At 74.6% G+C, this 21,989-nt stretch carries 24 protein-coding genes; 9 read left to right on the top strand and 15 right to left on the bottom strand.

Features of this window, described 5'->3' with window-relative positions:
- Positions 1-182: 182 nt before the first annotated feature.
- The 10 genes from FQY79_RS14450 to FQY79_RS14405 all read right to left on the bottom strand — a co-directional run bounded on the left by FQY79_RS14450 (position 183) and on the right by FQY79_RS14405 (position 8,022).
- Entirely contained in the window at positions 183-644 is a 462-nt protein-coding gene (locus FQY79_RS14450) for a hypothetical protein (protein ID WP_146313584.1), read from the bottom strand.
- A gap of 82 nt (positions 645-726) precedes the next feature.
- Positions 727-1,446, bottom strand: coding sequence for a 3-oxoacyl-ACP reductase FabG (fabG, locus tag FQY79_RS14445; protein ID WP_146313583.1), 720 nt, complete (start codon positions 1,444-1,446; stop codon positions 727-729).
- A gap of 51 nt (positions 1,447-1,497) precedes the next feature.
- Positions 1,498-1,929 carry a hotdog family protein gene (locus FQY79_RS14440; protein ID WP_186760098.1) on the bottom strand — a complete coding sequence of 144 codons (432 nt, stop codon included), beginning with the start codon at positions 1,927-1,929 and terminating at the stop codon, positions 1,498-1,500.
- A 100-nt stretch (positions 1,930-2,029) separates the two neighbouring features.
- Positions 2,030-4,378 carry an MMPL family transporter gene (locus FQY79_RS14435; RefSeq protein WP_146313582.1) on the bottom strand — a complete coding sequence of 783 codons (2,349 nt, stop codon included), beginning with the start codon at positions 4,376-4,378 and terminating at the stop codon, positions 2,030-2,032.
- A complete protein-coding gene (locus tag FQY79_RS14430) occupies positions 4,375-5,046 on the bottom strand; it encodes a LolA-related protein (RefSeq protein ID WP_146313581.1) in 672 nt (223 codons plus the stop codon). The genes FQY79_RS14435 and FQY79_RS14430 overlap by 4 nt, the downstream gene beginning before the upstream one ends.
- Positions 4,937-5,935, bottom strand: a complete 999-nt coding sequence (locus FQY79_RS14425) for a lysophospholipid acyltransferase family protein (RefSeq protein ID WP_146313580.1) — start codon at positions 5,933-5,935, stop codon at positions 4,937-4,939. Before FQY79_RS14425 ends, FQY79_RS14430 begins: the two co-directional genes overlap by 110 nt.
- Complete coding sequence (locus tag FQY79_RS14420; RefSeq protein WP_146313593.1) at positions 5,932-6,228, bottom strand: ApeI family dehydratase; 297 nt, start codon at positions 6,226-6,228, stop codon at positions 5,932-5,934. The genes FQY79_RS14425 and FQY79_RS14420 overlap by 4 nt, the downstream gene beginning before the upstream one ends.
- Positions 6,216-6,956, bottom strand: coding sequence for a lysophospholipid acyltransferase family protein (locus FQY79_RS14415; RefSeq protein WP_146313592.1), 741 nt, complete (start codon positions 6,954-6,956; stop codon positions 6,216-6,218). The genes FQY79_RS14420 and FQY79_RS14415 overlap by 13 nt, the downstream gene beginning before the upstream one ends.
- A 116-nt stretch (positions 6,957-7,072) precedes the next feature.
- Entirely contained in the window at positions 7,073-7,756 is a 684-nt protein-coding gene (locus FQY79_RS14410; protein ID WP_246123144.1) for a COG4648 family protein, read from the bottom strand.
- A complete protein-coding gene (locus FQY79_RS14405; protein WP_027070943.1) occupies positions 7,753-8,022 on the bottom strand; it encodes a phosphopantetheine-binding protein in 270 nt (89 codons plus the stop codon). Before FQY79_RS14405 ends, FQY79_RS14410 begins: the two co-directional genes overlap by 4 nt.
- Before the next feature lie 446 nt (positions 8,023-8,468).
- On the opposite strand from FQY79_RS14405, the gene FQY79_RS14400 reads away from it, so the two are divergent.
- The 5 genes from FQY79_RS14400 to aroE all read left to right on the top strand — a co-directional run bounded on the left by FQY79_RS14400 (position 8,469) and on the right by aroE (position 12,283).
- Positions 8,469-9,500: a chorismate transformation FkbO/Hyg5 family protein gene (locus tag FQY79_RS14400; protein WP_425463213.1), complete on the top strand. Its 1,032-nt coding sequence runs from the start codon at positions 8,469-8,471 to the stop codon at positions 9,498-9,500.
- Positions 9,501-9,681: 181 nt separating this feature from the next.
- The gene (locus FQY79_RS14395) at positions 9,682-9,930 is read left to right on the top strand and encodes a hypothetical protein (protein ID WP_146313579.1); all 249 of its coding nucleotides are present in this window, start codon (positions 9,682-9,684) and stop codon (positions 9,928-9,930) included.
- Between the two features lie 48 nt (positions 9,931-9,978).
- Positions 9,979-10,968 carry a porphobilinogen synthase gene (gene hemB, locus FQY79_RS14390; protein ID WP_146313578.1) on the top strand — a complete coding sequence of 330 codons (990 nt, stop codon included), beginning with the start codon at positions 9,979-9,981 and terminating at the stop codon, positions 10,966-10,968.
- Positions 10,965-11,390: a GNAT family N-acetyltransferase gene (locus tag FQY79_RS14385; protein WP_146313577.1), complete on the top strand. Its 426-nt coding sequence runs from the start codon at positions 10,965-10,967 to the stop codon at positions 11,388-11,390. The genes hemB and FQY79_RS14385 overlap by 4 nt, the downstream gene beginning before the upstream one ends.
- A gap of 50 nt (positions 11,391-11,440) precedes the next feature.
- On the top strand, positions 11,441-12,283 hold the full coding sequence (gene aroE, locus FQY79_RS14380) for a shikimate dehydrogenase (protein ID WP_146313576.1): 843 nt from the start codon (positions 11,441-11,443) through the stop codon (positions 12,281-12,283).
- Positions 12,284-12,343: 60 nt separating this feature from the next.
- Here aroE and FQY79_RS14375 read toward each other — a convergent pair whose 3' ends face one another.
- The gene (locus tag FQY79_RS14375; protein WP_146313575.1) at positions 12,344-12,904 is read right to left on the bottom strand and encodes a gamma carbonic anhydrase family protein; all 561 of its coding nucleotides are present in this window, start codon (positions 12,902-12,904) and stop codon (positions 12,344-12,346) included.
- A 49-nt stretch (positions 12,905-12,953) separates the two neighbouring features.
- Here FQY79_RS14375 and FQY79_RS14370 point away from each other — a divergent pair, with 49 nt between their 5' ends.
- The 4 genes from FQY79_RS14370 (at position 12,954) to xth (ending at position 18,440) form a co-directional block, all read left to right on the top strand.
- A complete protein-coding gene (locus FQY79_RS14370; RefSeq protein ID WP_146313574.1) occupies positions 12,954-14,369 on the top strand; it encodes a coniferyl aldehyde dehydrogenase in 1,416 nt (471 codons plus the stop codon).
- Between the two features lie 5 nt (positions 14,370-14,374).
- Complete coding sequence (locus FQY79_RS14365) at positions 14,375-15,280, top strand: hypothetical protein (RefSeq protein ID WP_146313573.1); 906 nt, start codon at positions 14,375-14,377, stop codon at positions 15,278-15,280.
- A 193-nt stretch (positions 15,281-15,473) separates the two neighbouring features.
- A complete protein-coding gene (locus tag FQY79_RS14360) occupies positions 15,474-17,630 on the top strand; it encodes a sensor domain-containing protein (protein WP_146313572.1) in 2,157 nt (718 codons plus the stop codon).
- Positions 17,631-17,666: 36 nt separating this feature from the next.
- Complete coding sequence (xth, locus tag FQY79_RS14355; protein ID WP_146313571.1) at positions 17,667-18,440, top strand: exodeoxyribonuclease III; 774 nt, start codon at positions 17,667-17,669, stop codon at positions 18,438-18,440.
- 13 nt (positions 18,441-18,453) lie between these two features.
- On the opposite strand, the gene FQY79_RS15455 is transcribed toward xth, so the two are convergent.
- The 4 genes from FQY79_RS15455 to FQY79_RS14335 all read right to left on the bottom strand — a co-directional run bounded on the left by FQY79_RS15455 (position 18,454) and on the right by FQY79_RS14335 (position 21,974).
- A complete protein-coding gene (locus FQY79_RS15455; RefSeq protein ID WP_186760096.1) occupies positions 18,454-19,587 on the bottom strand; it encodes a DUF5671 domain-containing protein in 1,134 nt (377 codons plus the stop codon).
- Between the two features lie 24 nt (positions 19,588-19,611).
- Positions 19,612-20,055, bottom strand: coding sequence for a PepSY domain-containing protein (locus tag FQY79_RS14345; protein WP_146313570.1), 444 nt, complete (start codon positions 20,053-20,055; stop codon positions 19,612-19,614).
- Between the two features lie 202 nt (positions 20,056-20,257).
- A complete protein-coding gene (locus tag FQY79_RS14340) occupies positions 20,258-20,524 on the bottom strand; it encodes a GlsB/YeaQ/YmgE family stress response membrane protein (protein ID WP_146313569.1) in 267 nt (88 codons plus the stop codon).
- 88 nt (positions 20,525-20,612) lie between these two features.
- Positions 20,613-21,974, bottom strand: a complete 1,362-nt coding sequence (locus tag FQY79_RS14335; RefSeq protein ID WP_146313568.1) for an AMP-binding protein — start codon at positions 21,972-21,974, stop codon at positions 20,613-20,615.
- Positions 21,975-21,989 lie beyond the last annotated feature (15 nt).

Here is a 21,989-nt window from a genome sequence, read left to right as displayed (position 1 = left end):
GCTCGCGAATGGGGCGGGGAGCCGCTCTACAAACGGGGTCAGTCAATGCTGCCCCAAGGAGCAAACGGCTTCCCCGGAAACCGATCCTGTCCGGCCAAATGCCGGACACCAGTAACGTACAAGGAGCAGCTTCCGCCGCGACCCTGCCGGCGGCCTTAAGGGGCGACGGCGCAAAGCGCCGCTCAGGGCGTGGGACCGGGCGGATCCGGCGGCGGGTCCGGCACCCAGATCGCGATGCCCGAGGCATGGGCCTGGGTCGGCGAGATGTTCACGCCCACGCCCAGGCCGGTGTGGGTGCGGCCGCCGAACCGGCCGACGCCGCCGCCCACGCTGACCGCGGTGCGGTCGGGCCCTTCCGAGGTCCCCTGCAGCAATACGCCGTTGGCGCCCAGCTTCGCGGCCTCGCGACGCAGGTTGCGCATCACCGCGTTGGCCTTGTTCCGGTTGCCGTAGGTGAACGCGCCGCTGCCCACGTCCAGGCGCGCGATCTCCTCGTAGCCGCCCGGCGGGGGGCCGTAATAGATCCGCACGTGGTCGGGATGGATCGGCGGGCGCGGGGTGCCGGTGAGCACGTGCGAGCTGGCGCATGCGGCCAACAGCACGGACGCGGCGAGGATCGTCAGCAGGCGGGCGATGCGGGCCATGGCGGCGGCTCCGGGTGGATCGTGGCCAGTGTGGGCCGGACCCCGTGAACACGGCGCAACCCGTAACGCGCCGCGGCCCCCTTCAGCTCATGCCGCCGTCGATGCCGATCACCTGGCCGTTGATGTAGCCGGCCTCCTCCGAGCACAGGAAGGCGACCAGCGCCGCCACCTCGTCCGGGGTCCCGGCGCGGCCGGCCGGGACGATCTGGCGGACCATCGCCGGATCGAACGCGGCCTCGCTCATGCGTCCGGCGATCACGCCCGGGGCGACCACGTTGGCGGTGATGCCGCGCGAGCCCATTTCGCGCGCCAGCGACTTGGTCGCGCCGTGCAGCCCGGCCTTGGCCGCGGCGTAGTTGGCCTGGCCGCGGTTGCCGAGCACCGCCGCGACGCTCGACACGCTCACGATCCGGCCCCAGCGGGTGCGCGCCATCGGCAGCAGCAGCGGGCGGGTGACGTGGAAGAACCCGTGCAGCGATACGTCGACCACGCGCTTCCACTGCGCGTCCGACATTCCGGCCATCGGCGCGTCGTCGTGGATGCCGGCGTTGTTGACCACGGCCTGGATCGCGCCGTCTTCCAGCAGCGCCTCGATCGCCGCCAGCGCCGCGTCGCCGTCGGCGACGTCGAACGCCACCGCCTGGGCGCTGCCGCCCGCGGCCTGGATCCCGTCCACCACCGCGGTGGCGCGTTCGAGGTTGGCGTTGGCGTGCACGATCACGTGCCAGCCCGTGGTCGCGAGCCGGCGGCAGATCGCGCCGCCGATGTCGCCGCTGCCGCCGGTGACCAGGGCTCGTTTCATGTCGGGTCCGTCTCCGGGAAAACGTGGATTATGCGCCACCCGTCGGCGACGTCAGCGCAGCATCGCGGTGGCGCGGCCCTCGGCGAGCAGGTCGCCGCCGTGCAGGATGCGGAACGCGTACTGCTGGCTGGCTTCGGACGCCGCCAGCTGCTGCGCCTCGCAGTCGAGCGCCCCGGGCAGGTCGTCGATGCGGGCCACGTGCAGGCGCACCCCGCGCAGCGCGACCAGCATCCCCGGCGGCGCCACGCCACCGGCCTCGCGCGCCAGCAGCCCGCCGTGCACGGCCATGGCCTGGGCGCCGTACTCGCACAGGTGCACCGCGCGCAGGCCGCCGGCGCCGCGCAGCGGGTGCGCCGGGTCGCGGTGGCTGGTCGCGCGCAGGCGGATGCGCCCGGCGTCCCAGTCCAGCACCTCGTCCCACAGGCACATCGCATGCTTGTGCGGGACCAGCGCTTCGATGGTGGCGCGGTCGATCCGGATCATCGCCTGCCTCCGGGCCCGGGTACCGGGCCGCGGCTCCTGCCGACGCCGCGGAGCATGGCCATGCACGCCGGCGGCAAGCGCGTGCGTGGTGCCATGGCGCTCATGCCGCTGCCTCCGGATCCGCATCGTATTCGCCCAACGGCGCCCGCGCCACCAGCAGGGCCAGCACGAAGTTGAACACCACGCCCAGGGCGACGGTGCCGCCGATCGCGCGCAGCACCGGCACCGAGGACAGGGCCAGCAGGCTGAACACCAGCAGGGTCATCGCGCTGCACACCAGCACCGCGTGCAGGGTGCGCAGCTGGTCGTCGCGGTCCTCGCCAGCGTGTTCGAAGAACAGCGCGTAGTCGAGGCCGAGGCCCGCGGCCAGGATCAGCGACACCAGGTGGAACAGGTTGAGCTCGATCCCGAACCCGCGCAGCACCGCCAACACCAGCAGCGTGGTCAGCGCCATCGGCAGCAGCACGCGCAGCACCCGGCGCAGCGCGCGCAGGGCGAACCACACGGTGGCCGACAGCGCCAGCGCGGCCAGCGCCAGCGCGGCGAGGATCCGCGCGCGGTAGTCGGCGACCAGCGATTCGGAGGCCTGCTTCATGTCCAGCAGGCGGGCACCATGCGCCCGGGCCGCGCGTTCGACCGCGGCCACGTCCCGCAGGCCGGTCAGCGACACCAGCGCCGTCGCGTGGCCCTCGCCCTCGAGCAGCAGCGCGCCCACGCGCGGCGCCAGCGGCCTGCCGGCCAGGTCTCCCGGGCGCAGCGGCGGGGCCTGGCGCGCGCGCTCCACGTCCTCCAGGAACGGTTCGAACGCATCGGGCCGGAACGGCGACCGGACCACGGCGGCATCGAGCGCGGCGCGCAGTGCGTCCGGCGCCGGCAGCGCCCGCTGGCGCGCCCGCTGGCGCGCGACGCTCGGCAGGTAGCGCGCGGCGAGGTCGTAGCCGTCGATCGCGCCATCGGCGACCAGCGTGTCGAGCGTCGGCCGCAGCGCTTCGCTCGCCACCAGCGCGGCCTCGGCGTCGGCGGCCTGCAGGGTCAGCACGTAGCGCACGTCCGGCGCACCGAGTTCGGCGCGCAGCTGCGCGTCGCGCTCGAGCAGCGGCGCGGGCACGGGCGTGAGGCGCGACAGGTCGTTCTCCCAGAACGCGCCCGGCCGCAGCGCGACCACCGCGAGCGCGGCGAGCGCCAGCACCGCGAGCCCGATGCGCGGACGCGGCAGGCGCTCGATCCGGCGCCACAGCGCCAGCAGCCGCGGCGAGGCGGCGACGTCGCGCGGCGCGGGATCGACCAGCGCCGGCAGCAGCCAGCGCGTGCACAGCGCCGCGGTGGCGAGCGCGACGATGGTGAACACCGCCAGCTGGCGCAGCCCGTCCACGCCCGAGAACAGGAAGGTCAGGTAGGCGATGCAGGTCGCAGCCACGCCCGTCGCCAGCGCCGGCCACAGCCGGCGCACGTTGCGCCACGGCGACAGCCCCGCGTGCTGGTGGCTGAAGAAGTGGATCGGATAGTCCTGCACCACACCGATCAGGGTGAAGCCGAAGGCCAGGGTGATGCCGTGCACGCGGTCGCCGAACAACAACATCAGCGCGGCCAGGCCCGCGAGCCCCGCGCTCGCCAGCGGCAGCACGCCCAGCAGCGGGATCCGCCAGCTGCGGTAGGCCAGCAGCAGCAACAGCACCAGGCCGACCGTGTCGACGCTGCCGATCCAGCCCGCCTCGCGCGCGGTGCGCGTGCCGATCTCGTCGGCGAACGCGCCCGGGCCGATGATCTCGAGCACGGCCGGCGATCCGCCGCGCACGGCGTCGAACGCATCGCGGATCGCCGCCACCGCCTCGCGCTGGCCGTCCGGGTCGAAGCCGGCCGCGCGCGTTTCCAGCAGCAGCAACGCCTGCCGGCCCGCGCGGTCGAACCAGGCCTCGTGCAGCGACTGCGGCAGCGTGGCCGGCCGCCAGGCCTCGGCCAGGGCGAGGGTCTCGAGGGTCGGGTCGGACGGCACCAGCGGCTCGACCAGGTCGGCCGCGGGCGAGCCGAGGTCCTGCAGGCGCGCGTCCAGCGCCTCGGCCAGCGCATCCGCGTCGAGCGTGCCGCCATCGAGCCGGGGCGACAGCAGGTAGCGGTATGGACGCAGCGCGTCGGGAATCGCGTCCAGCCCGGCGTCGGCGCCGTTGGCCACGAACACGAAGCGCGCGTCGTCGGCGAGCGCCTCGCGCAGCGCGTGCGAGCGTTCGGCCAGCGCCTGCGGCGTGTCGCCCGACAGGGCCAGCATCAGCAGGCGCGAGCCGGGGCCCTCGCCGAGTTCGTCGAGCAGCAGCCGCTGCTCGGGCGTGCGCGCGTCGGGCAGGAAGCGGCGCAGGTCGCCGCTGACGGTGAGCGACTGCGACAGCCACGCGCCGAAGCCCAGCAGCGCGAGCAGCCATGCCAGCGCCCAGGCCAGGCGCGCGGCCGCGCTCATCCGGTCGCGTCGCCGCGGCACAGCGCGGCGATGTCGACGTCGTCGCCGCCACGTTGCGCGGCCTCGGCCGCCGCGCCCATCAGCGTGCGCTGCACCTCGCCCTGGACGGCGGCGTTCTCGATGCAGCGCAGCTCGTCGCCGCGGCCATGCAGACGCAGCTCGCGCAGCTTCGCGGCGAGCCGGTCGTCGCGCGGCACCAGGCGCAGCACCCAGCGCTGCGCGTCGCCCTCGGACTCGACCGTGTAGTGGCGGCGCAGCGCCTCGGCATCGCCGGACAGCAGCGCGCCGAAGCTGCCCTGCAGGGCCGCGAGTTCCGGCGCGCGCGAGAGCGCGAAGCGGCGCTCGGGCCTGCCTTGGCGCGCCAGCACCGCCTGGCCGTCGCGCAGGGTGGTGGTCTCGGCGTAGGGCGCGCGCACTTCGCGCACCAGGGTGTCGGCGTCGGGCCGCCGGTATTCGCCCGAGACCCGCAGCGGCGCCTTGAGCAGCGGCGACTCGCGCACCTCGACGAACGGCGTCGCCGCCGGCGCCGGCCGCGCCAGCGAACGCACAATCGCGTCGCTATCCGGGGCGGCCTGCGCCCATGCCAGCGGTGCGGTCGCCGCCAGCAGCAGGGCCGGCAGCCAGCAGTGCGCCGGACGGGCCGGATCGGGTCTGCGGTTCGTCGACATGCCAGAAATCGTAGAAGTTGAACCAGTTGTAGGGCGCCTGACGCGCATGATGCTCCAGCCGTGCGGCGTAACGCCGGATGAGCGACTCGATCGCGGCGGCGCGCTCGCTGCGCGGCACCTCGATCGGATCGCAGAAATCCTCGAACTCCAGGGAGTAGCGGTTGCCGCCATGGTAGAGGCCGAAACCGAGCACCACCGGCAGCCGCAGCACCGCGGCCATCAGCCACGGCGCCATCGGGAACGGCGCCGGGGCGCCGAGGAACGGCACCTGCAGCACCGGCTGGCCGGGCACGCTGCGGTCGACCAGCAGCGCCACCAGCGCGCCTTCGGCCGCCGCCTGCTGGATCTGCAGCATCAGCGCAGGGCCGTCCTGGCCGGCGTCGATCACGCCGGCGGCGATCTCCGGCGCGAGGGCGTCGAGTATCTGTGTCAGGACGCGGCTGTGAGCCTTGTCCAGCACCACCCGCAGCTTCAGCCCGGGGCGGCGGCGCGAGAGCACCCGCATCGCCTCGAAGCTGCCCAGGTGCGAACCGAACAGCAGCACGCCGCGGCCTTCGGCCAGGCGCGCTTCGAGCACGTCGAGGCCGCGGGCCTCGATCCGGAACCGCGACTCCTTGCCCTGAAGCAGGAACACCCGGTCGAGGATGGTCGCGGCGAAGGTGTGTACGTGGCGCGCGCCGTCGAACAGGCCCGCCGGCCGGCCGAGCGCGCGGCCCAGGAAGGCGATCGAGGCGCGCCGCTCCGGCCCGCGCCGGAACAGGAAGTAGGCGGTGATCGGATACAGCAGCAGGCGCGCCAGCGGGCGTCCGCCATGGCTGGCGATCGCGCGCACCAGGCGCAGCGCGAAGCGCCCGCCGCCTTCCGGCCGCCGCCGCCAGTCCGCGCTCACGACGCGGCCTCGGCGACGTCGCCGCTGGCGAGCAGGGCGTCGCCGCGCAGCACCCGGAAGCGCCAGCGCGCACCAGGTGAGGCGGCCAGCGGCTCGAGTTCGACCCGCGCCTCCTCGCCCGGCAGCAGCGGCTGCAGGAACTTCACCTGTGGCAGCAACAGCGCGCCCAGCGGACCGGCCTCGCGCTCGACCGCCTCCAGCACCCGGTCCAGCAGCACCACGCCCGGCACCACCGGCTGGCCGGGGAAGTGGCCGGGCAGGGCCGGATGGTCGTGGCCGATCACGAACCGCACGTCGCGTGCTTCCGTCGCCATGCCTCCAGCATGCCAACAATCCGCGTCCGTGCGCGGTCGGCGAGCACCTGGCGCGGCACCGGGGCGCCGTCCTCGCGCACCGCCAGCGGCTCGCCGAACCCGACCCGGATCCGGCCCGGACGCACCCGGAAGAAGCCCTGTACCGGCAGCACCCGGCCCGCGCCCTGCACGGCCACCGGGACGACCGGCACGCCGGCGTCGATCGCCGCCTGCAGCGATCCGCCCTTGAACGGCGCCACCGTCCCGTCGCGGCTGCGGGTACCCTCCGGGAACAGGCACAGCACCTGGCCACGCGCCAGCATCGCCGCCGCCTCGCGCCGCATCAGCGCACCGGCGCGGGCGCTGTCGCGGACGATGAACAGCATCCCGGTGGCGCGCGCGTACCAGCCCACGAACGGCACCCGCTTCATCTCGTCCTTGAGCAGGAAGCGCAGCGGCACCGGGACCGCGCGGAACAGCGCGCAGACGTCGATCACCGACGCGTGGTTGGCCACCAGCAGGCAGGGCCGCGACCAGTCCACGCGCGCGGCGCCTTCCACCTCCAGGCGCGCCCCGGCGCCGCGCAGCAGGCCGGGCGCCCAGCAGCGCGCGGCCATGCGCAGCGGCAGCCGCGCCTCGCGGCCGGACAGCGGCCGCAGCAGCAGCGCCAGGCAGATCCAGGCGGCGGTCCAGGCCAGGGTGAAGGCGAACTGGAGCAGGTTGCACAGCCGCCAGGCCGCCGCCGCGAACGGCCCTTCCGCGCCCGCGTCCGCGGACGCGGGCGCGCCGGCCGGCTGCGGTGCCGGCCCGCCACGCCAGGCCGCCCGGGGGCGCGGGCCGGCGTTCACCTCAGCACGTCCCGCCAGAACGCCGGCCCCAGCCCGCCGAGCCGGCGCACGAAATCGACGAAGCCGTGCTGGCGATCGGGGAAGCGGCGGCGCCGCCAGAGGAATTCGAGCACGAAGAACCCGCCCACCACGCCATAGCCCAGCAGGTTGGCGCACCACGACCACTGGGCATGGGTGATCGACCAGGGCGGCGCGATGCCGGCTTGCGCCAGCAGTCCACCCGGGCTGGCCAGCAGCGCCAGGACCAGGTTGGCCAGTCCCAGGCCCGCCAGCAGCGCGGCCCACGCGGCCGTCAGGCGGCGGGCATAGCTGGCCACGTCGGCCGGGAGCCGGTCGACCGGCTCGCCGTCCAGGACCGAGACGATGCGGGTGATCAGCGGCACCCGCCCGGCGCGCAGGGTGCGCGCGAACATCCAGGCCACCAGCGCCACGAACACCACCGGCACCAGCAGCAGCGGCAGCGCGTCCAGCCCGCGTGCGTGCAGCCACCATGCGCCGGCGGCCGCCGCGCCGGCCAGCGCGAATGCCCACGGCCGCAGCCGCAGCAGCGGCGCGACGAACAGCAGCGCCACCAGCACCAGCAGGGCGGCGAACGCCAGGCGCGGTTCGTCGCGCGCACTGGCCAGGTGCGCCAGCAGCGCATAGGCCAGTGCAAGCGCGATCTGCAGGACCGGGATCAAGTGGTGCGGTGCTGCTGGACGTGTTCCGACAGCGCCCGCAGCGAGGCGAAGATGCGCCGGTTCTCGTCGCTGTCCGAGCGCAGCTGGAAGCCGTAGCGCTTGCTGATCGCCAGCGCCAGCTCCAGGGCGTCGATCGAATCCAGGCCCAGCCCGGCGTTGAACAGCGGCGCCTCCGGGTCGATCCCGGCCGCATCCACGCCGTCCAGGTTCAGGCTTTCGACCAGCAGTTCGGCGAGTTCGCGTTCGGCGGCGGTCTGTTCGGACATGGGCATCGGGCGGTTCGGAAAGGGCCCGCAACGATCCTGCATCGCGTCGCGCGGCGCAAGGGCGCGGCGGCGCCGTTCAGCTGCGCGGCGGAGGCCACGCGGCCGTGGCCGGGGCGTCCGCTATGATGCCGGTCCGCGCCGCAGCCCGTGCCCCACATCGACCGGATGGCCAGCCAGACCCCGCCCGCCAGCTCCAGCGACGGCCCCGCAGACTGCGAGGTTCCCGCGGCCCCCGGCGGGCCGGCGGGACGCCGGGCCGCGATCCCGTCCGCGCCCGGCGCGGTGCCGGGGGCGCGCGCCCCGACCCTGGCCGGAGCGGCGTCGGGCCACGCGCTGGCGGGCCGTCGGCCGTGCCCGCGCCTGCCCGGGCAGGCGCCGCGCGGCGGGCGCGATCGCCGCCGGATACCGGCCGCGTCCCGCGACGACGCCCTGCGGGAGGCGCGCCGGTGAGCCGCCCCTCGCCGCTGCCCCCGGGGCCGCCGCCGCGGCTGCAGGTCGAGTACGCCTACGACACCGGCGTGGACGCGCTGCTGGCGCGCGACGACGTGCTGGCGGTGCTGGGTTTCGGCGACGGTGCGCCGCGGGTGGGCGACCCGCGCTACCTGCGGGTGCCCCTGGAACCCTACGGCGCGGCGCCGCTGGAGGTCTGGCACGCCTCGGCACCGGTGCACGCGGGCCGCGACGGGGCGATCGCGTGGGCCTGCGACGGGCAACTGCTGTTCGGCGCGATCGAGATCGAGGAACCGGAAGGCCACGCCGGCGAGGGCGACAACAGCGGCATCCTGCTCGCCGCCGAGCACGCCTATCGTTCGCTGACGCGCTTCGTCGCCGGCAGCGACTACCCGTACATGCTGCGGGCCTGGAACTACCTTGACGCGATCACCCAGGGCGAGGGCGACGCCGAACGCTACCGGCGTTTCTGCGTCGGCCGCGCGCGCGGCCTGGGCGACTTCGACGCGAGCACGCTGCCGGCGGCGACCGCGATCGGCCGCTGCGACCAGGACCGCACCATCCAGGTGTACTGGCTGTCCGCGCGCTCGCCGGGCACGCCGGTGGAGAACCCGCGCCAGGTCAGCGCCTACCGCTACCCGCGCCAGTACGGGCCGCAGCCGCCGACGTTCGCGCGGGCGATGCTGCCGCCCCCGGGGGCGGACATGCCGCTGCTGCTCTCGGGCACCGCCGCGGTGGTGGGCCATGCCTCGCGGCATGCCGGCGAACTGCTGGCGCAGCTGGAGGAGACCCTGGCCAATTTCGACGCGCTGCTCGGCGCGGCCCGCGCCCGCGCGCCGGAACTGCCGGCCCGGTTCGGCCCCGGCACGCGGCTGAAGGTGTACGTGCGCGACCGCGACGACCTGCCGCTGGTGGCGCAGGCGCTCGACCGGCACTTCGGCGACCGGGTGCCGCGGATGCTGCTGCACGCGGTGATCTGCCGGCGCGAGCTGGCGCTGGAGATCGACGGAGTGCACGGGGCGGGCTGAACGGGTCCAGCCACGCGCGTCCGGGGGGCGCCCGGACGGCCTCGTTTCCCCCAACCGGAGACCCGTCTCCTCCGGCGCGAGGCCGCGGCGACGCGGGCGGTTCACGTCCATCCGGGTCACAATCCCCGCGCAGCACCCGTCCTGCACACCGGGCATCACGCCCGACAACCGGAGGAAACGCATGGGACTGATCAGCCTGATCTGGGGCATCGTCGCGCTGGCCTGGATGATCCTGGCCCTGCTGCCGATCGTGGGCATCACCAACTGGCTGCTGATCCCGTTCGCGGCGGTCGGCGCCATCCTGGCCGCGATCGGGATCCTGTTCACCCGCAGCGGGCGCCGTGGCCGGGCCAAGGCCGGGCTGGTGCTCAATGCCCTGGTGATCATCGTGGCGATCTGGCGCCTGGGCCTGGGTGGTGGGCTGATCTGACCACCCCCGCGCCGGGCCCGCGCAAGGGGCCGGGCGTAGAATGGCGCCATGGCCTACCCCGACACCCGCATGCGGCGGATGCGCCGCGACGACTTCTCGCGCCGGCTGATGCGCGAGACTACCCTCACCGCCGACGACCTGATCTATCCGGTGTTCGTGCACGAGCCGGCCGGCCGGGCGCCGGTGCCGTCGATGCCGGGCGTGGAGCGGCTGTCGATCGACGAACTGCTGCGGGTGGCCGAGACCGCGAGCGAACTGCGGATCCCCGCGCTGGCGCTGTTCCCGGTGACCGCGCCCGAGGCCAAGAGCGCCGACGCGGCCGCGTCCTGGGACCCGGACGGCCTGTGCCAGCGCGCGGTGCGCGCGCTCAAGGCGCGCTTTCCGCAACTGGGCGTGATCACCGACGTCGCGCTCGACCCCTACACCTCGCACGGCCAGGACGGCCTGGTCGACGGCGACGGCTACGTGATGAACGACGCCACCGTCGAGGCGCTGGTGCGCCAGGCACTGTCGCACGCCGAGGCCGGCGCCGACGTGGTCGCGCCCAGCGACATGATGGACGGGCGCATCGGCGCGATCCGCATGGCGCTGGAGGAAGCCGGCCACGTGCACACGCGCATCCTCGCCTACGCCGCCAAGTACGCGAGCGCGTTCTACGGTCCGTTCCGCGACGCGGTCGGCTCGGCCGCCGCGCTGGGCAAGGCCGACAAGAAGACCTACCAGATGGACCCGGCCAACAGCGACGAGGCGCTGCGCGAAGTCGCGCTCGACCTCGACGAAGGCGCGGACATGGTGATGGTCAAGCCGGGCCTGCCCTACCTGGACATCGTGCGCCGGGTGAAGGAGACCTTCGGCGTGCCGACCTTCGCCTACCAGGTCAGCGGCGAGTACGCGATGCTCAAGGCGGCCGCGGCCAACGGCTGGCTCGACGAGCGCGCCTGCGCGCTGGAGGCGCTGCTCTCGATCCGCCGCGCCGGCGCCGACGGCGTACTGACCTACTTCGCCCTGGACGCGGCCCGCTGGCTGCGAGAAGGATGATCCGCCGCGCCGACCCCGCCGACATCCCTGCACTCGCCGCGCTGGTCGTGGCAAGCGGCGACGACGGCGGCGATCCCGCCGGACTGCCGGCACGCCTGGCGCGGCTGCTCGACCAGGCCACCCATGCGCTGTTCCTGGCCGAGGGCGACAACGGCCCCTGCGGCTTCGCCGCCGCCGAGCACTGCCTGGCGCCGGGCGGCGAATGCGTGGTCCTGACCTGCCTGGCCGTCGACGCCGCCGCCCGGCGGCGCGGCCTCGGCAGCCAGCTGCTGGCCGCCGCCGAGGCCTGGGCGCGGCGGCGCGGGGTGAAACGGGTGCAGGTGCCGGTGCCGCTGGCGCACGGGGACGCCCACGGGTTCTATCCGGCACTGGGCTACGAAGCCTTCGACACGCGCCGGGTCTACCGGCGCGACCTGCGCTGATCCGCGCCGCGGAGTAGACTCGTAGGCCGGTCCACCAGCGAGCGGTCGACATGAGCAGCCTGTACGCGGTTTTCGGCCATCCCGTCGGGCACTCCCTTTCGCCGCGCATCCACGCCACCTTCGGCCGCCAGACCGGCATCGCCCTGCGCTACGAGGCGATCGATGCCACGCCGGAAGAATTCCCGCGCGCGCTCGACGCATTCGCCACCGCCGGCGGCGCGGGCGCCAACGTCACCCTGCCGCACAAGCAGGCCGCGTACGCGCTGTGCGCCACCGTCACCGAGCGCGCGCGTCGCGCCGGCGCGGTCAATACCCTGGCCCGCAGCGCCGAAGGCTGGCACGGTGACAACACCGACGGCGCCGGACTGGTGCGCGACCTCACCGAGCGCCACCGCTTCGACCTGCGCCAGCGCCGCACCCTGCTGATCGGCGCCGGCGGCGCCGCGCGCGGGGTGGCGCCATCGCTGCTCGACGCGGGCGTGGGCGAGCTCTACATCGTCAACCGCACCCCCGAGCGCGCCGACGCGCTGGCCGACATCCTCGGCCAGCCGGCGCGGGTGCACGCACGTTACCTCTCCGACCTGCCCGCCCTGGGCAGCTTCGACCTGCTGCTCAACGCCACCTCGGCCGCGCGCGGCGGCAGCCTGCCGCCGCTGCCGATGTCGCTGCTGGCGCCGCGCTGCACCGCGGTCGACCTGAGCTACGGCGAGGCCGCGATCCCGTTCCTGGCCTGGGCGCGCGCGAACGGCGCGCAGCAGGTGGTGGACGGCCTGGGAATGCTGGTGGAGCAGGCGGCCGAGAGCTTCGCCCTGTGGCATGGCGTGCGCCCGCTGACCGACGAGGTCTACGAGGAACTGCACGCCCGGCACGCGGCGCTGGTGACCGCGGACTGAGCCGCGCTTCGGCACCCCGATGCCGGCATCGCCTGCGGCGGAGCCGCGCGCGGGGCGTACTCAGCGGCCGCCCGCGGCCAGGTATTCGTCCTTGAGCCGCACGTAGTGCTGGGCGCTGTAGTACAGGGCCTCGATCTGGGCATCGTCCAGCCGCCGCACCATGCGCGCGGGGTTGCCCAGCCACAGTTCGCCCTCGCCCACCACCTTGCCGGGCGGCACCAGCGCGCCGGCGCCGACGAAGCCGTGGCGCTTGACCACCGCCCCGTCCATCACCACCGCGCCCATGCCGATCAGGCAGGCGTCCTCGATCCGGCAGGCATGGATGATCGCGCGGTGGCCGATGGTGACGTCCTCGCCGATGATGGTGGCGAAGCCGCCTTCCTTCACGTGCGGGCCGTCGTGGCTGACGTGGATCACCACCGCGTCCTGGATGTTGGTGCGCGCGCCGACGCGGATGTAGTTCACGTCGCCGCGGATCACCGTGGTCGGCCAGACCGAGACGTCGTCGCCCAGGACCACGTCGCCGATCACCTCGGCCGAGGGGTCGATGTAGACCCGCGCGCCCAGCTGGGGCAGCTGGTCGCGGTAGGCACGCAGGCGGGGGGAGGGCATGGGCGTCATGCCGCGCATTGTAGGCCCTGCCCCCGGCGGGCCCGTCTACACTGGCCCGATGCAGCCGCCCGTCGACACCCCGCCGGCCGACCTGGCGCCCACCCTGGCGCGGCTGCGCGCCGCCTGGCGGGCGGCGCGGCCGGACCTCGGGCAGCGCCTGGACGACCTCGCCCGGCTGCGCGCCGCGCTCAAGGCGCGGCTGCCGGAGATGGCCGACGCGCTCGCCGCCGACTTCGGCCACCGCTCCCGCCACGAATCGCTCATCGCCGACGGCATGGCCGTGCTGGCCGCGATCGACCATCTGCGCCGGCACCTGCGCGGCTGGATGCGGCCGAGCCGGGTCGCCGCGGGCTGGCGGTTCTGGCCGGCCCGGGCGGAAGTGCGCAGCGAGCCGCTGGGCGTGGTCGGCGTGATCTCGCCCTGGAACTACCCGGTCAACCTCGCCCTGGTGCCGCTGGCGACCGCGATCGCGGCCGGCAACCACGCCTTCCTCAAGCCCTCCGAGCACACCCCGCGCAGCAGCGGGTTCCTGCGCTCGCTGCTCGATACGGTGTTCCCGGCCGACCGGGTGGCGGTGGCGACCGGCGGCGCCGAGGTGGCGGAGGCGTTCGCGGCCCTGCCCTTCGACCATCTGGTGTTCACCGGCTCGACCGCGATCGGGCGCAAGGTGATGGCCGCGGCCGCGGCCAACCTGGTGCCGCTCACGCTCGAGCTCGGCGGCAAGTCGCCGGCGATCGTGTGCGCGGACGCGCCACTGCCGCGGGTGGCCGCGCGCCTGGCCAGCGGCAAGTGGTTCAACGCCGGCCAGACCTGCATCGCGCCCGACTACGTGCTGCTGGTCGGCGGGCGCGCGCGCCGCGACGCGCTGGTGGAGGCGCTGCGCGCCGAGATCGGCGCCCGCTACGGCGGGGCCGGCGCGCCGGACGACTACAGCCGGATCATCCACGACGCCGCCTTCGCCCGCCTGCAGGCGCACCTGGACGATGCCCGCGCGCGCGGCCTGGAGGTGGTGCCGCTGGCGTCCTGGCACGACCCTGGGCAGCGGCTGTTCGCGCCGCACCTGGTGCTCGAGCCCGGCGACGAGGCCAGGGTGATGGGCGAGGAGATCTTCGGCCCGATCCTGCCGCTGCGCAGCGTCGCCTCGCTCGACGCGGCGATCGACGAAGTCAACCGCCGCGAGCGGCCACTGGCGCTGTACCCCTTCAGCGACGACCGCGCCAGCGTCGAGCGGATCCTGCGCAATACCCTGGCCGGCGGGGTCACGGTCAACGACACCCTGGTCCACTTCGGCATCGACGGCCTGCCCTTCGGCGGCGTCGGCGCCAGCGGCATGGGCGCCTACCACGGCCGCGCCGGCTTCGACGCGATGAGCAAGCAGCTGCCGGTGGCATGGCAGGCGCGTCGTGCCGGCAGCGACCTGCTGCGCCCGCCCTACGCCCGGATCGCCCGGCTCATCGACCTGCTCGTGCGCTGAAGGCCATGACCGTGTCGCCGCGCGCCCCCGACCCGGACGACGACGCGCTGGGCGACGCCCTGCCGCGGCCGCCGCCGCTGGAGGACATCGCCACCACCGGGGTCTGGATCGTGCAGTGGCGCGACGGGCGCGGCCCGCAGCCCGGGACCGCGCTGCACCGCTGGCTCGAGGACCGGCACCCGGGCTGGGCGCGGCTGGTCGATTGCCGGGGCCGCACCGACGTGGTCTCGGCGATCAAGGCCGCCAGCTGGTTCGCCCGCGACGCCCGCGCCAGCCCGATCCTGCACCTGGACGCGGACTGCGACCCGGACGGGCTCGCCGGCCCGGAACGCGACGGCGGCCGCGGCCGGGCCGGCTGGGACGCACTGGCCCCGCACCTGGCGCGGCTGAACCTGGCCACCCGCGGCAACCTGCTGCTGGTGTGCGCGGCAGGCGATGGCGTGGCCGCGCGGCTGGCCGCCGCCACCGGCGACCGCAGCCCGTGCGTGGCGGTGATCGCGCCGGCCAGCGCCCGCCCGCCGCCGCCCGCGCCGTGGCTGATCGCGACCCGGCGCCTGTACCGCAGCTGGCGCCAGGGCCAGCCGGGCCTGGCGGAGGCCTCGGCGCCGCTGGCGCCGGTGGCGATGCAGGCGCAGTCGATGCCCGAACAGCTCCACGCGCGCCTGCGGTCGGCGCTGCTCGCCGCCACCGGCCCCGGACGGCGCGCGGCCCCGGGCGGCCCGGCCGCGCTGATGGCCGCGCTCGGCGCCGATGCCGACCCCGACCTCCCGTGGGCCGCGGTGCCGCGGCGACTGCAGCGGTACTGGCGGGCGCTGTTCATGGCCGACCTCCACCCCGGCAACCTGCGCCGGTTCGACATCGACCTGAAGAGCGCGGCGTGGCGGATCCTGCAGGCGCGCGGCCTGGCCTGAGCGGCCGCGACTCAAGCCCCGGCCGCCGCCGCCGTTACCGATTGCGACCCACCCGCACCGGCCTGCACATGTCCTGTCCCTTGCCTCGCCCACGGATGGGGGTCCCGTCGCGCCAGCACCGGCCGCGTCCGCGCGCCCGGCACCCCGGGGGGCGCCGGTGAACGGGCCGGGCGGCCCGCCCCTGGGCGACGGCATGGACCGGATCTGGATCCGCAACCTGCTCGACAGCGCGGAGGAGGTCATCTATTTCAAGGACCTGCAGAGCCGCTTCCTGCGGGTCAGCCTGGGCATGGCGCAGCGCCACGGCCTGACCCAGGAACAGATGTACCTGCTGACCGACTTCGACCTGTTCGCCGAGGCCCACGCGGCCGCGGCGCTGGCCGACGAGCAGGAGATCATCCGCACCGGCAAGCCGATCATCGACCTGGAGGAGTGCGAGAGCTTCGTCGACCGGCCCACGCGCTGGGTCTCGACCAGCAAGTTCCCGCTGCGCGACCTCGACGGCCGGATCATCGGCACCTTCGGCATCTCGCGCGATATCACCCGCCGGGTGGTGGCCGAGCAGGCGATGGAACGGCTGGCCGAGCGCTCGGCCGCGGCCAGCGCCGAACTGGCACGGGTCGAGGCGCAGCTGCGTGCGGTGCTCAACGGCTCCTCCGACGCCATCGCCCAGTACTCGCCGGACCTGCGCTACCGCTACGTGAACCCGGCCGGCGAGCGCCTGCGCGGGCTGCGGCTCGACGCACTGATCGGGCGCACCGACCGCGAGCTCGTCCCCGACCTTCCCGGCCTGGACACCTGGGAAGCCGCGCTGCGCGAAGTGCTCGAGACCGGCACCCCGCGCGAGCACGAATTCTCCATGGCCCTGCCCGACGGCAAGGAGGGCTGGTTCCACACCACCTTGTCGCCGGAAACCGACGTCTCCGGTGCCGTGGTCGGGGTGCTGACCTCCACCCGCGACGTCACCCAGGCCAAGCTCGCCGAGCGCGCGCTCGCCCACCAGGCCATGCACGATCCGGTCACCGGGCTGGCCAACCGGTACCTGCTGATGGACCGCCTCGGCCAGGCGATGCTGCGCCTGGAGCGCAGCCCCGGCAAGGTCGCGCTGGTATTCATCGACGTCGACCACTTCAAGGCGATCAACGACTCCTACGGGCACGAGGTCGGCGACGAGGTGCTGATGGAACTCGCGCGCCGGCTGTCTGCGGTCGGCCGCCGCGAGGACACCGTCGCGCGCCTGGGCGGCGACGAGTTCGTGATGCTGTGCGAGAACGTGCAGGGCGATGCCGACGTGCGCGCCCTGGCCGGGCGCGTGGTCGCCGCGCTCGCCGACCCGTTCGCGGTCGGCAACGGACTGCAGCTGCCGTTGTCGGCCAGCGTGGGCGTTTCGGTGACCGGCGATCCGAACGCGCGCCCGGCGGACCTGCTGCGCGACGCCGATACCGCGATGTACCGGGTCAAGCAGCACGGGCGCAACGGCTTCCACGTCTTCGACGCGGCCGCCGACGGCGAGAACGACGACCACCTGCAGCTGGCGGCCGAACTCCAGCACGCGGTCGACCGCGGCCAGTTCATGCTCGCCTACCAGCCGCTGCTGTCGCTGTCGGACCAGCGCCTGCTCGGCTTCGAGGCGCTGCTGCGCTGGCGCCACCCGGTCCGCGGCGTGCTGCTGCCGGGCGAATTCCTGCCGACCGCCGAGCGCGCCGGGCTGATGGGGCAGATCGGGGCGTGGGTGCTCGACGCCGCGTGCGCACGCCTGGCCGCCTGGTCGGCCCATGCCGGCGACGGCGACCACGACCGCGAACCGCTGAGCATGGCGGTGAACGTCTCCGGCAGCCAGCTGCGCTCGGCCGCCCTGGTCGACCAGGTGCGCAGCGCGCTCCAGGCGCACGGCGTGGCGCCCTCCTCGCTGCGGCTGGAGATCAGCGAACGCGAACTGATCCACGACGACCCGCGGGTCGAATCCACCCTCGCCGCGCTGGGCGCGATGGGGGTGCAGCTGGCGGTGGACGACTTCGGCGCCTCGGTCACGTCGCTGGCGCGGCTGCCGCGGATCCCGGTGAGCGTGGTCAAGCTGGCGCGCTTCGCCGACCTCGGCCAGCGCGAGGTGGTGGCCGCGGTGATCGCCACCGCCCACGGCCTGGGCATGAGCGTGGTCGGCGGCGGCATCGAGGACGCCGAGCAGCTGGCCCAGCTCAGCGCGCTGGCCTGCGACGACGGCCAGGGCTTCCTGCTCGGCCGCCCGCTGGACGAGGCCGCGGCCGAGCGGCTGCTGCGCGGCAAGGCCGCGCCCGCCGCCGCGACGGCGCGTTCCCGCCCCGGGCCGCCACCGCGCGACGCACGGGGCTAACATGGTCCGGCCCAGGAACAGGACGCCGCGCGCCGGATGAAGATCGCCAGCTGGAACGTCAACTCGCTCAACGTGCGCCTGCCGCACCTGGAACGCTGGCTGCGCGACGCGCAGCCGGACGTGGTGGGCCTGCAGGAAACCAAGCTCGAGGACGAGCGCTTCCCGGACGCGGCGCTGGCCGCGCTCGGCTACCGCAGCGTGTTCCACGGGCAGAAGACCTACAACGGCGTGGCGATCCTGGCCCGCGACCGCGCGCTCGACGACGTGCAGATGGGCATCCCCGGCTTCGAGGACGACCAGAAACGGGTGATCGCCGCCACCGTGGACGGGGTGCGCATCGTCAACCTGTACGTGGTCAACGGCCAGGACGTGGGCACCGAGAAGTACGCCTACAAGCTGCGCTGGCTCGACGCGGTGCACGGCTGGCTGGCGCAGGAGCTGCAGCGCCACCCGCGCATGGTGGTGCTGGGCGACTTCAACATCGCGCCTGACGACCGCGACGTCCACGACCCGACCCTCTGGAACGACGACCACATCCTGACCTCGACCGCCGAACGCGCCGCGCTGCGGCGGCTGCTGGCGCTGGGCCTGCACGACGGCTTCCGCCTGCACCACGAGGAGGCGGGCATCTTCAGCTGGTGGGACTACCGCCAGGCCGCGTTCCGCCGCAACCTGGGCCTGCGCATCGACCTGACCCTGGTGTCGGAGGCGCTGCGCGCCGAGGCCGCGGCGTCCGGGGTCGATCGCGAACCGCGCACCTGGGAACGTCCCAGCGACCACGCGCCGGCGTGGGTGACGCTGGCGCGCTGAGCCCGCGGCAGCTTCAGTCGACCGCGGGCGCGCGCGCCGCCTCCGCCGACAGCACGCGCTCGAAGCAGTGGCGACCGGCCGGGTGGCGCCAGCCTTCGTCCGCGCGCCCGCCGGGCCAGGCCTCGCCGCGGGTATCGGTGGCGAACTCCGCGCACAGCCGGTAGCGCCCGCCCTCGCCCGGCGCGTACACGTAGGGGGTCCGGCCCAGCGGGTCGACCAGGTTCAGGTGGCGGCCGGTCGCGTCGGCCAGCGGCTCGAGCGAGGCCGGCAGCCGGCCCTCGCGGCGCGCATGGTCGGCGATCGCGGCCTGCAGCTGGCGCAGGTCGTCGACCCGGCGCTCGTCGAGCCGCGCCTGGCGCTGCGCCGGCGGCGTGCCGATCACGGCGATGGCGCAGGCCACTGCCGCCACTGCCGCCACCGCCGCGGCCACCACCAGCCCCCGGCCCAGGCCGCGACCGTCGCCGCCGGTCTCGTCGCGGCGCAGGTCGGACAGGTAGTAGCCGAACACCGCCCCGGCGATCACGCCGACCACCGCCACCTTGAGCACGAAGCGCAGGCTGGCCTCGCCGCCCAGGACGTTGTAGACCAGCGCCACCAGGTCGCCGACCAGCACCGAGGCGGCGATGAACAGGGTGAGGTAGGTCAGCCAGCGCCGCACCGGCGACAGCCGCCGCACCGGCTCGCGCGCCACGTCGCCGCCGATGCGGCGGGCCAGCCAGGCGAACAGCGGGAACGCGACCACCAGGGCCGAGATCGACCAGCGCATCGACGGGCCCAGGCGGCGTAGCCGGTAGGCCGGATCGGCCGGGTCGGGCAGGACGTGGTCGACCAGGTCGAACAGCAGGCTGCCCAGGTGCCAGGCCGACAGGTACAGGGTGGCGAACAGCAGCAGATACTCGAACGCCTCGCGCGCCGACAGCTGCCGACGCGGGCGCGGCACCGGCACCGGGCCGGCGATGTCGGCGTATCCGGCCAGCGCGGCGCGCACCTGGGCCTGGCCCCAGCCGGCGCCGAGCAGGGTCGCTTCCACCTGCGGCCGCGGCATGCCGGCGGCGAGTGCGTCGCGCACGTAGCGCTCGAGTTCCTGCGGGACCGCCATGTCGCCTCCGGGCATGGAAAAGCCGATGGCCACCTTGCGGGTGGCCATCGGCCCGGGTCAAGCGCGCGGCGGTCAGTCGCGGTGTTCGCCGATAATGCGGCCTTCCTCCGGGTCCAGGCGCAGCTCGACCTTGCGGCCCGAGGAATCGCGGGCCTCTGCCTTCCACACGCCGTCGTCGAACTCGACGTCGTGCACGTCGCTGTAGCCGGCGGTGGCCAGGCGCGCCTCGATATCGGCCTTGCCCAGCTTCGACACCTGGTGGTCGGGGAAAACCTGGCCGGTGCGCGGATCGATCGACAGGTCCACGCGCTTGCCGTCGGCACTGCGCGCGTCGGCGGTCCAGACGCCGTCGTCGAACTCGACGTCGTGGACGTTGGTGTAGCCCTCGGCCTCGATCTTGGCGCGGACCTCGGCCTCGGTCAGGACCTTGCCGGGGTCCTGGGCGCCGGCGGCGCCCGCGGCGGCGACCAGGGCCACGGCCAGCCACGCCTTGCGGAATCGGATCGGACGTTGCATCAGCTGCACTCCTCGTAGGGGGAACGCGCATGCTGGCGGGCGGGCGCGCAAGCCGACGTGAATCCCCCGCGCAGGCGCGGAACCGTTCACGTGGCAGCCCGGAACGCGAAGGCGACGCGGCCGCCGCCGGCCTCGCGCCCACGCGAAAAAAAGCCCGGCCAAGGCCGGGCACCGTCTGGAGCAAGAGAGAGGAAACCGCGCGTCAGCGGACGCTGCCGCGGCGGAACAGGTTGACGATCGCGAGCAGGATGATCGCGCCCAGCAACGACACGATGAAGCTCATCACCGAAATGCCGTCGTTGATCGACCCGGCGCCCAGCAGCGGCCCGATCAGCCAACCGCCGATCAGTGCACCGACGATGCCGACCACGATGTTGAGGATGATGCCCTGCTGCGCGTCGCGCTTCATGATGATGCTGGCGAGCCAGCCCACGATGCCGCCGACGATGAGCCAGATGATGATGCCCATTGTGCTGCCTCCTGTCAGGTGAAGTCGGGCTCGACGCACGCATGCGCGGAGTGGACTTCATGCTGGCAGCGGTGTCGTGACGGTGGTGTCAGCACCCCGCGCGGTCTTCGCCGCAGTGCAACAGGCGCAGCAGTGCCGCGCGCGGCAGCTTGCCGGTGTCGTTGCGCGGCAGCGCCGCCACCCGCCGCAGCGGACGCGGCAGGAAGGCCGGGTCGATGCTGCGACGCAACGCCTCGCGCACCGCCTGTTCGTCGAGCGTGGCGCTGGCGTAGACCGCCGCCACCCGGCGCACCCCCGCACGCTCGTCGTCGAGCTGGAACACCGCGCCGTCGTCCACGCCCGGCACCTCCAGCAGGCGCCGGGTCAGGTCGGCCAGCGACGCGCGCTTGCCGGCGATCTCGAGCAGGTCGGCCTGGCGACCGCGCAGTTCGAAGCGGCCTTCGCCGCGCAGCTCGACCACGTCGGCGAGCAGCACCGGCGCGGGCAGCCCCGGCACCGTGACCAGGCTGCCGTCGGGCCGCGGCTCCAGCCGCACGCCGGGGAACAGCCGCCAGGCCTCGCCGAGGGCGGTCCGGCGGCTGGCGATGATGCAGGTTTCGGTGGAGCCGAAGGTCTCGCGCACCTCGCAGCCGCAGCGCGCCTCGGCCTCGGCCGCCAGCGCCTGCGGCAGCGGCGCGGTCGCGCTCACGATCCCCGCCATCGGCGGCAGCGCCACGCCCGAGCCGACCAGCGCGCGCAGGTGCACCGGGGTGGTCACCAGCAGCCGCGGCGCGGCGGCCTCGTGCAGGGCGCGGGCGATGTCCTCGGGAAAGAACGGGCGCCCGCGGTGCACCGCCACCGGCCCGAGCAGCGGCAGCACCACCGACATCTCGATCCCGTACATGTGCTGCGGCGGCACCGTCGCCACCACCTGCGGTTGCATGCCCGCCGGCCACAGGCTCTCGAGCGCGGCCAGGTTGCGCGCGGTGCTGGCGCGCAGCGCGCCCAGCGTCTTGGCGTGCGGCATCGGCGTACCGGTGCTGCCGGAGGTGAAGCCGATCGCGACCACCGCTTCGTCGGGCACCCGCAGTGGCGGACCGTCGAGCCAGGGCAGCCGCTGCGGCAGGTGCACGAAGTGGCTCCCGCTCGGCAGCAGTCCCGCGTCGCAGCCGCAGGCCTCGCCGTCGCCGATGCAGTAGCTGTCGGGATGGCGCGCGCGCACCTCGTCGATCGCGGCCCGGGTCCGGGTCGGCGGCAGCAGGTTCACCTGCCCGCGCACGGCCACCGCGCAGAACGCGACCAGGAACCGGTAACGGTCCTCGCACAGGTTCACCGCGAAGCCGGCGCGCGGCAGCCGCGCCGCCAGCGCGCGCACGTGCCCGGCGAACGCGGCGGCGCTGACCACATGCGCGCCGTCGAATGCAAAGGCCCGCGCGCCATCGCCCGTCGGCAGCGGCGATGGCGCGTGCATGGGTGCGGTGTGGTG

It is taken from the genome of Luteimonas wenzhouensis, assembly GCF_007859305.1.
Taxonomy (GTDB): domain Bacteria; phylum Pseudomonadota; class Gammaproteobacteria; order Xanthomonadales; family Xanthomonadaceae; genus Luteimonas; species Luteimonas wenzhouensis.
The sequence above is the reverse complement of the archived record's forward strand: the minus strand, read 5'-3'. Positions and strand labels throughout refer to the sequence as shown.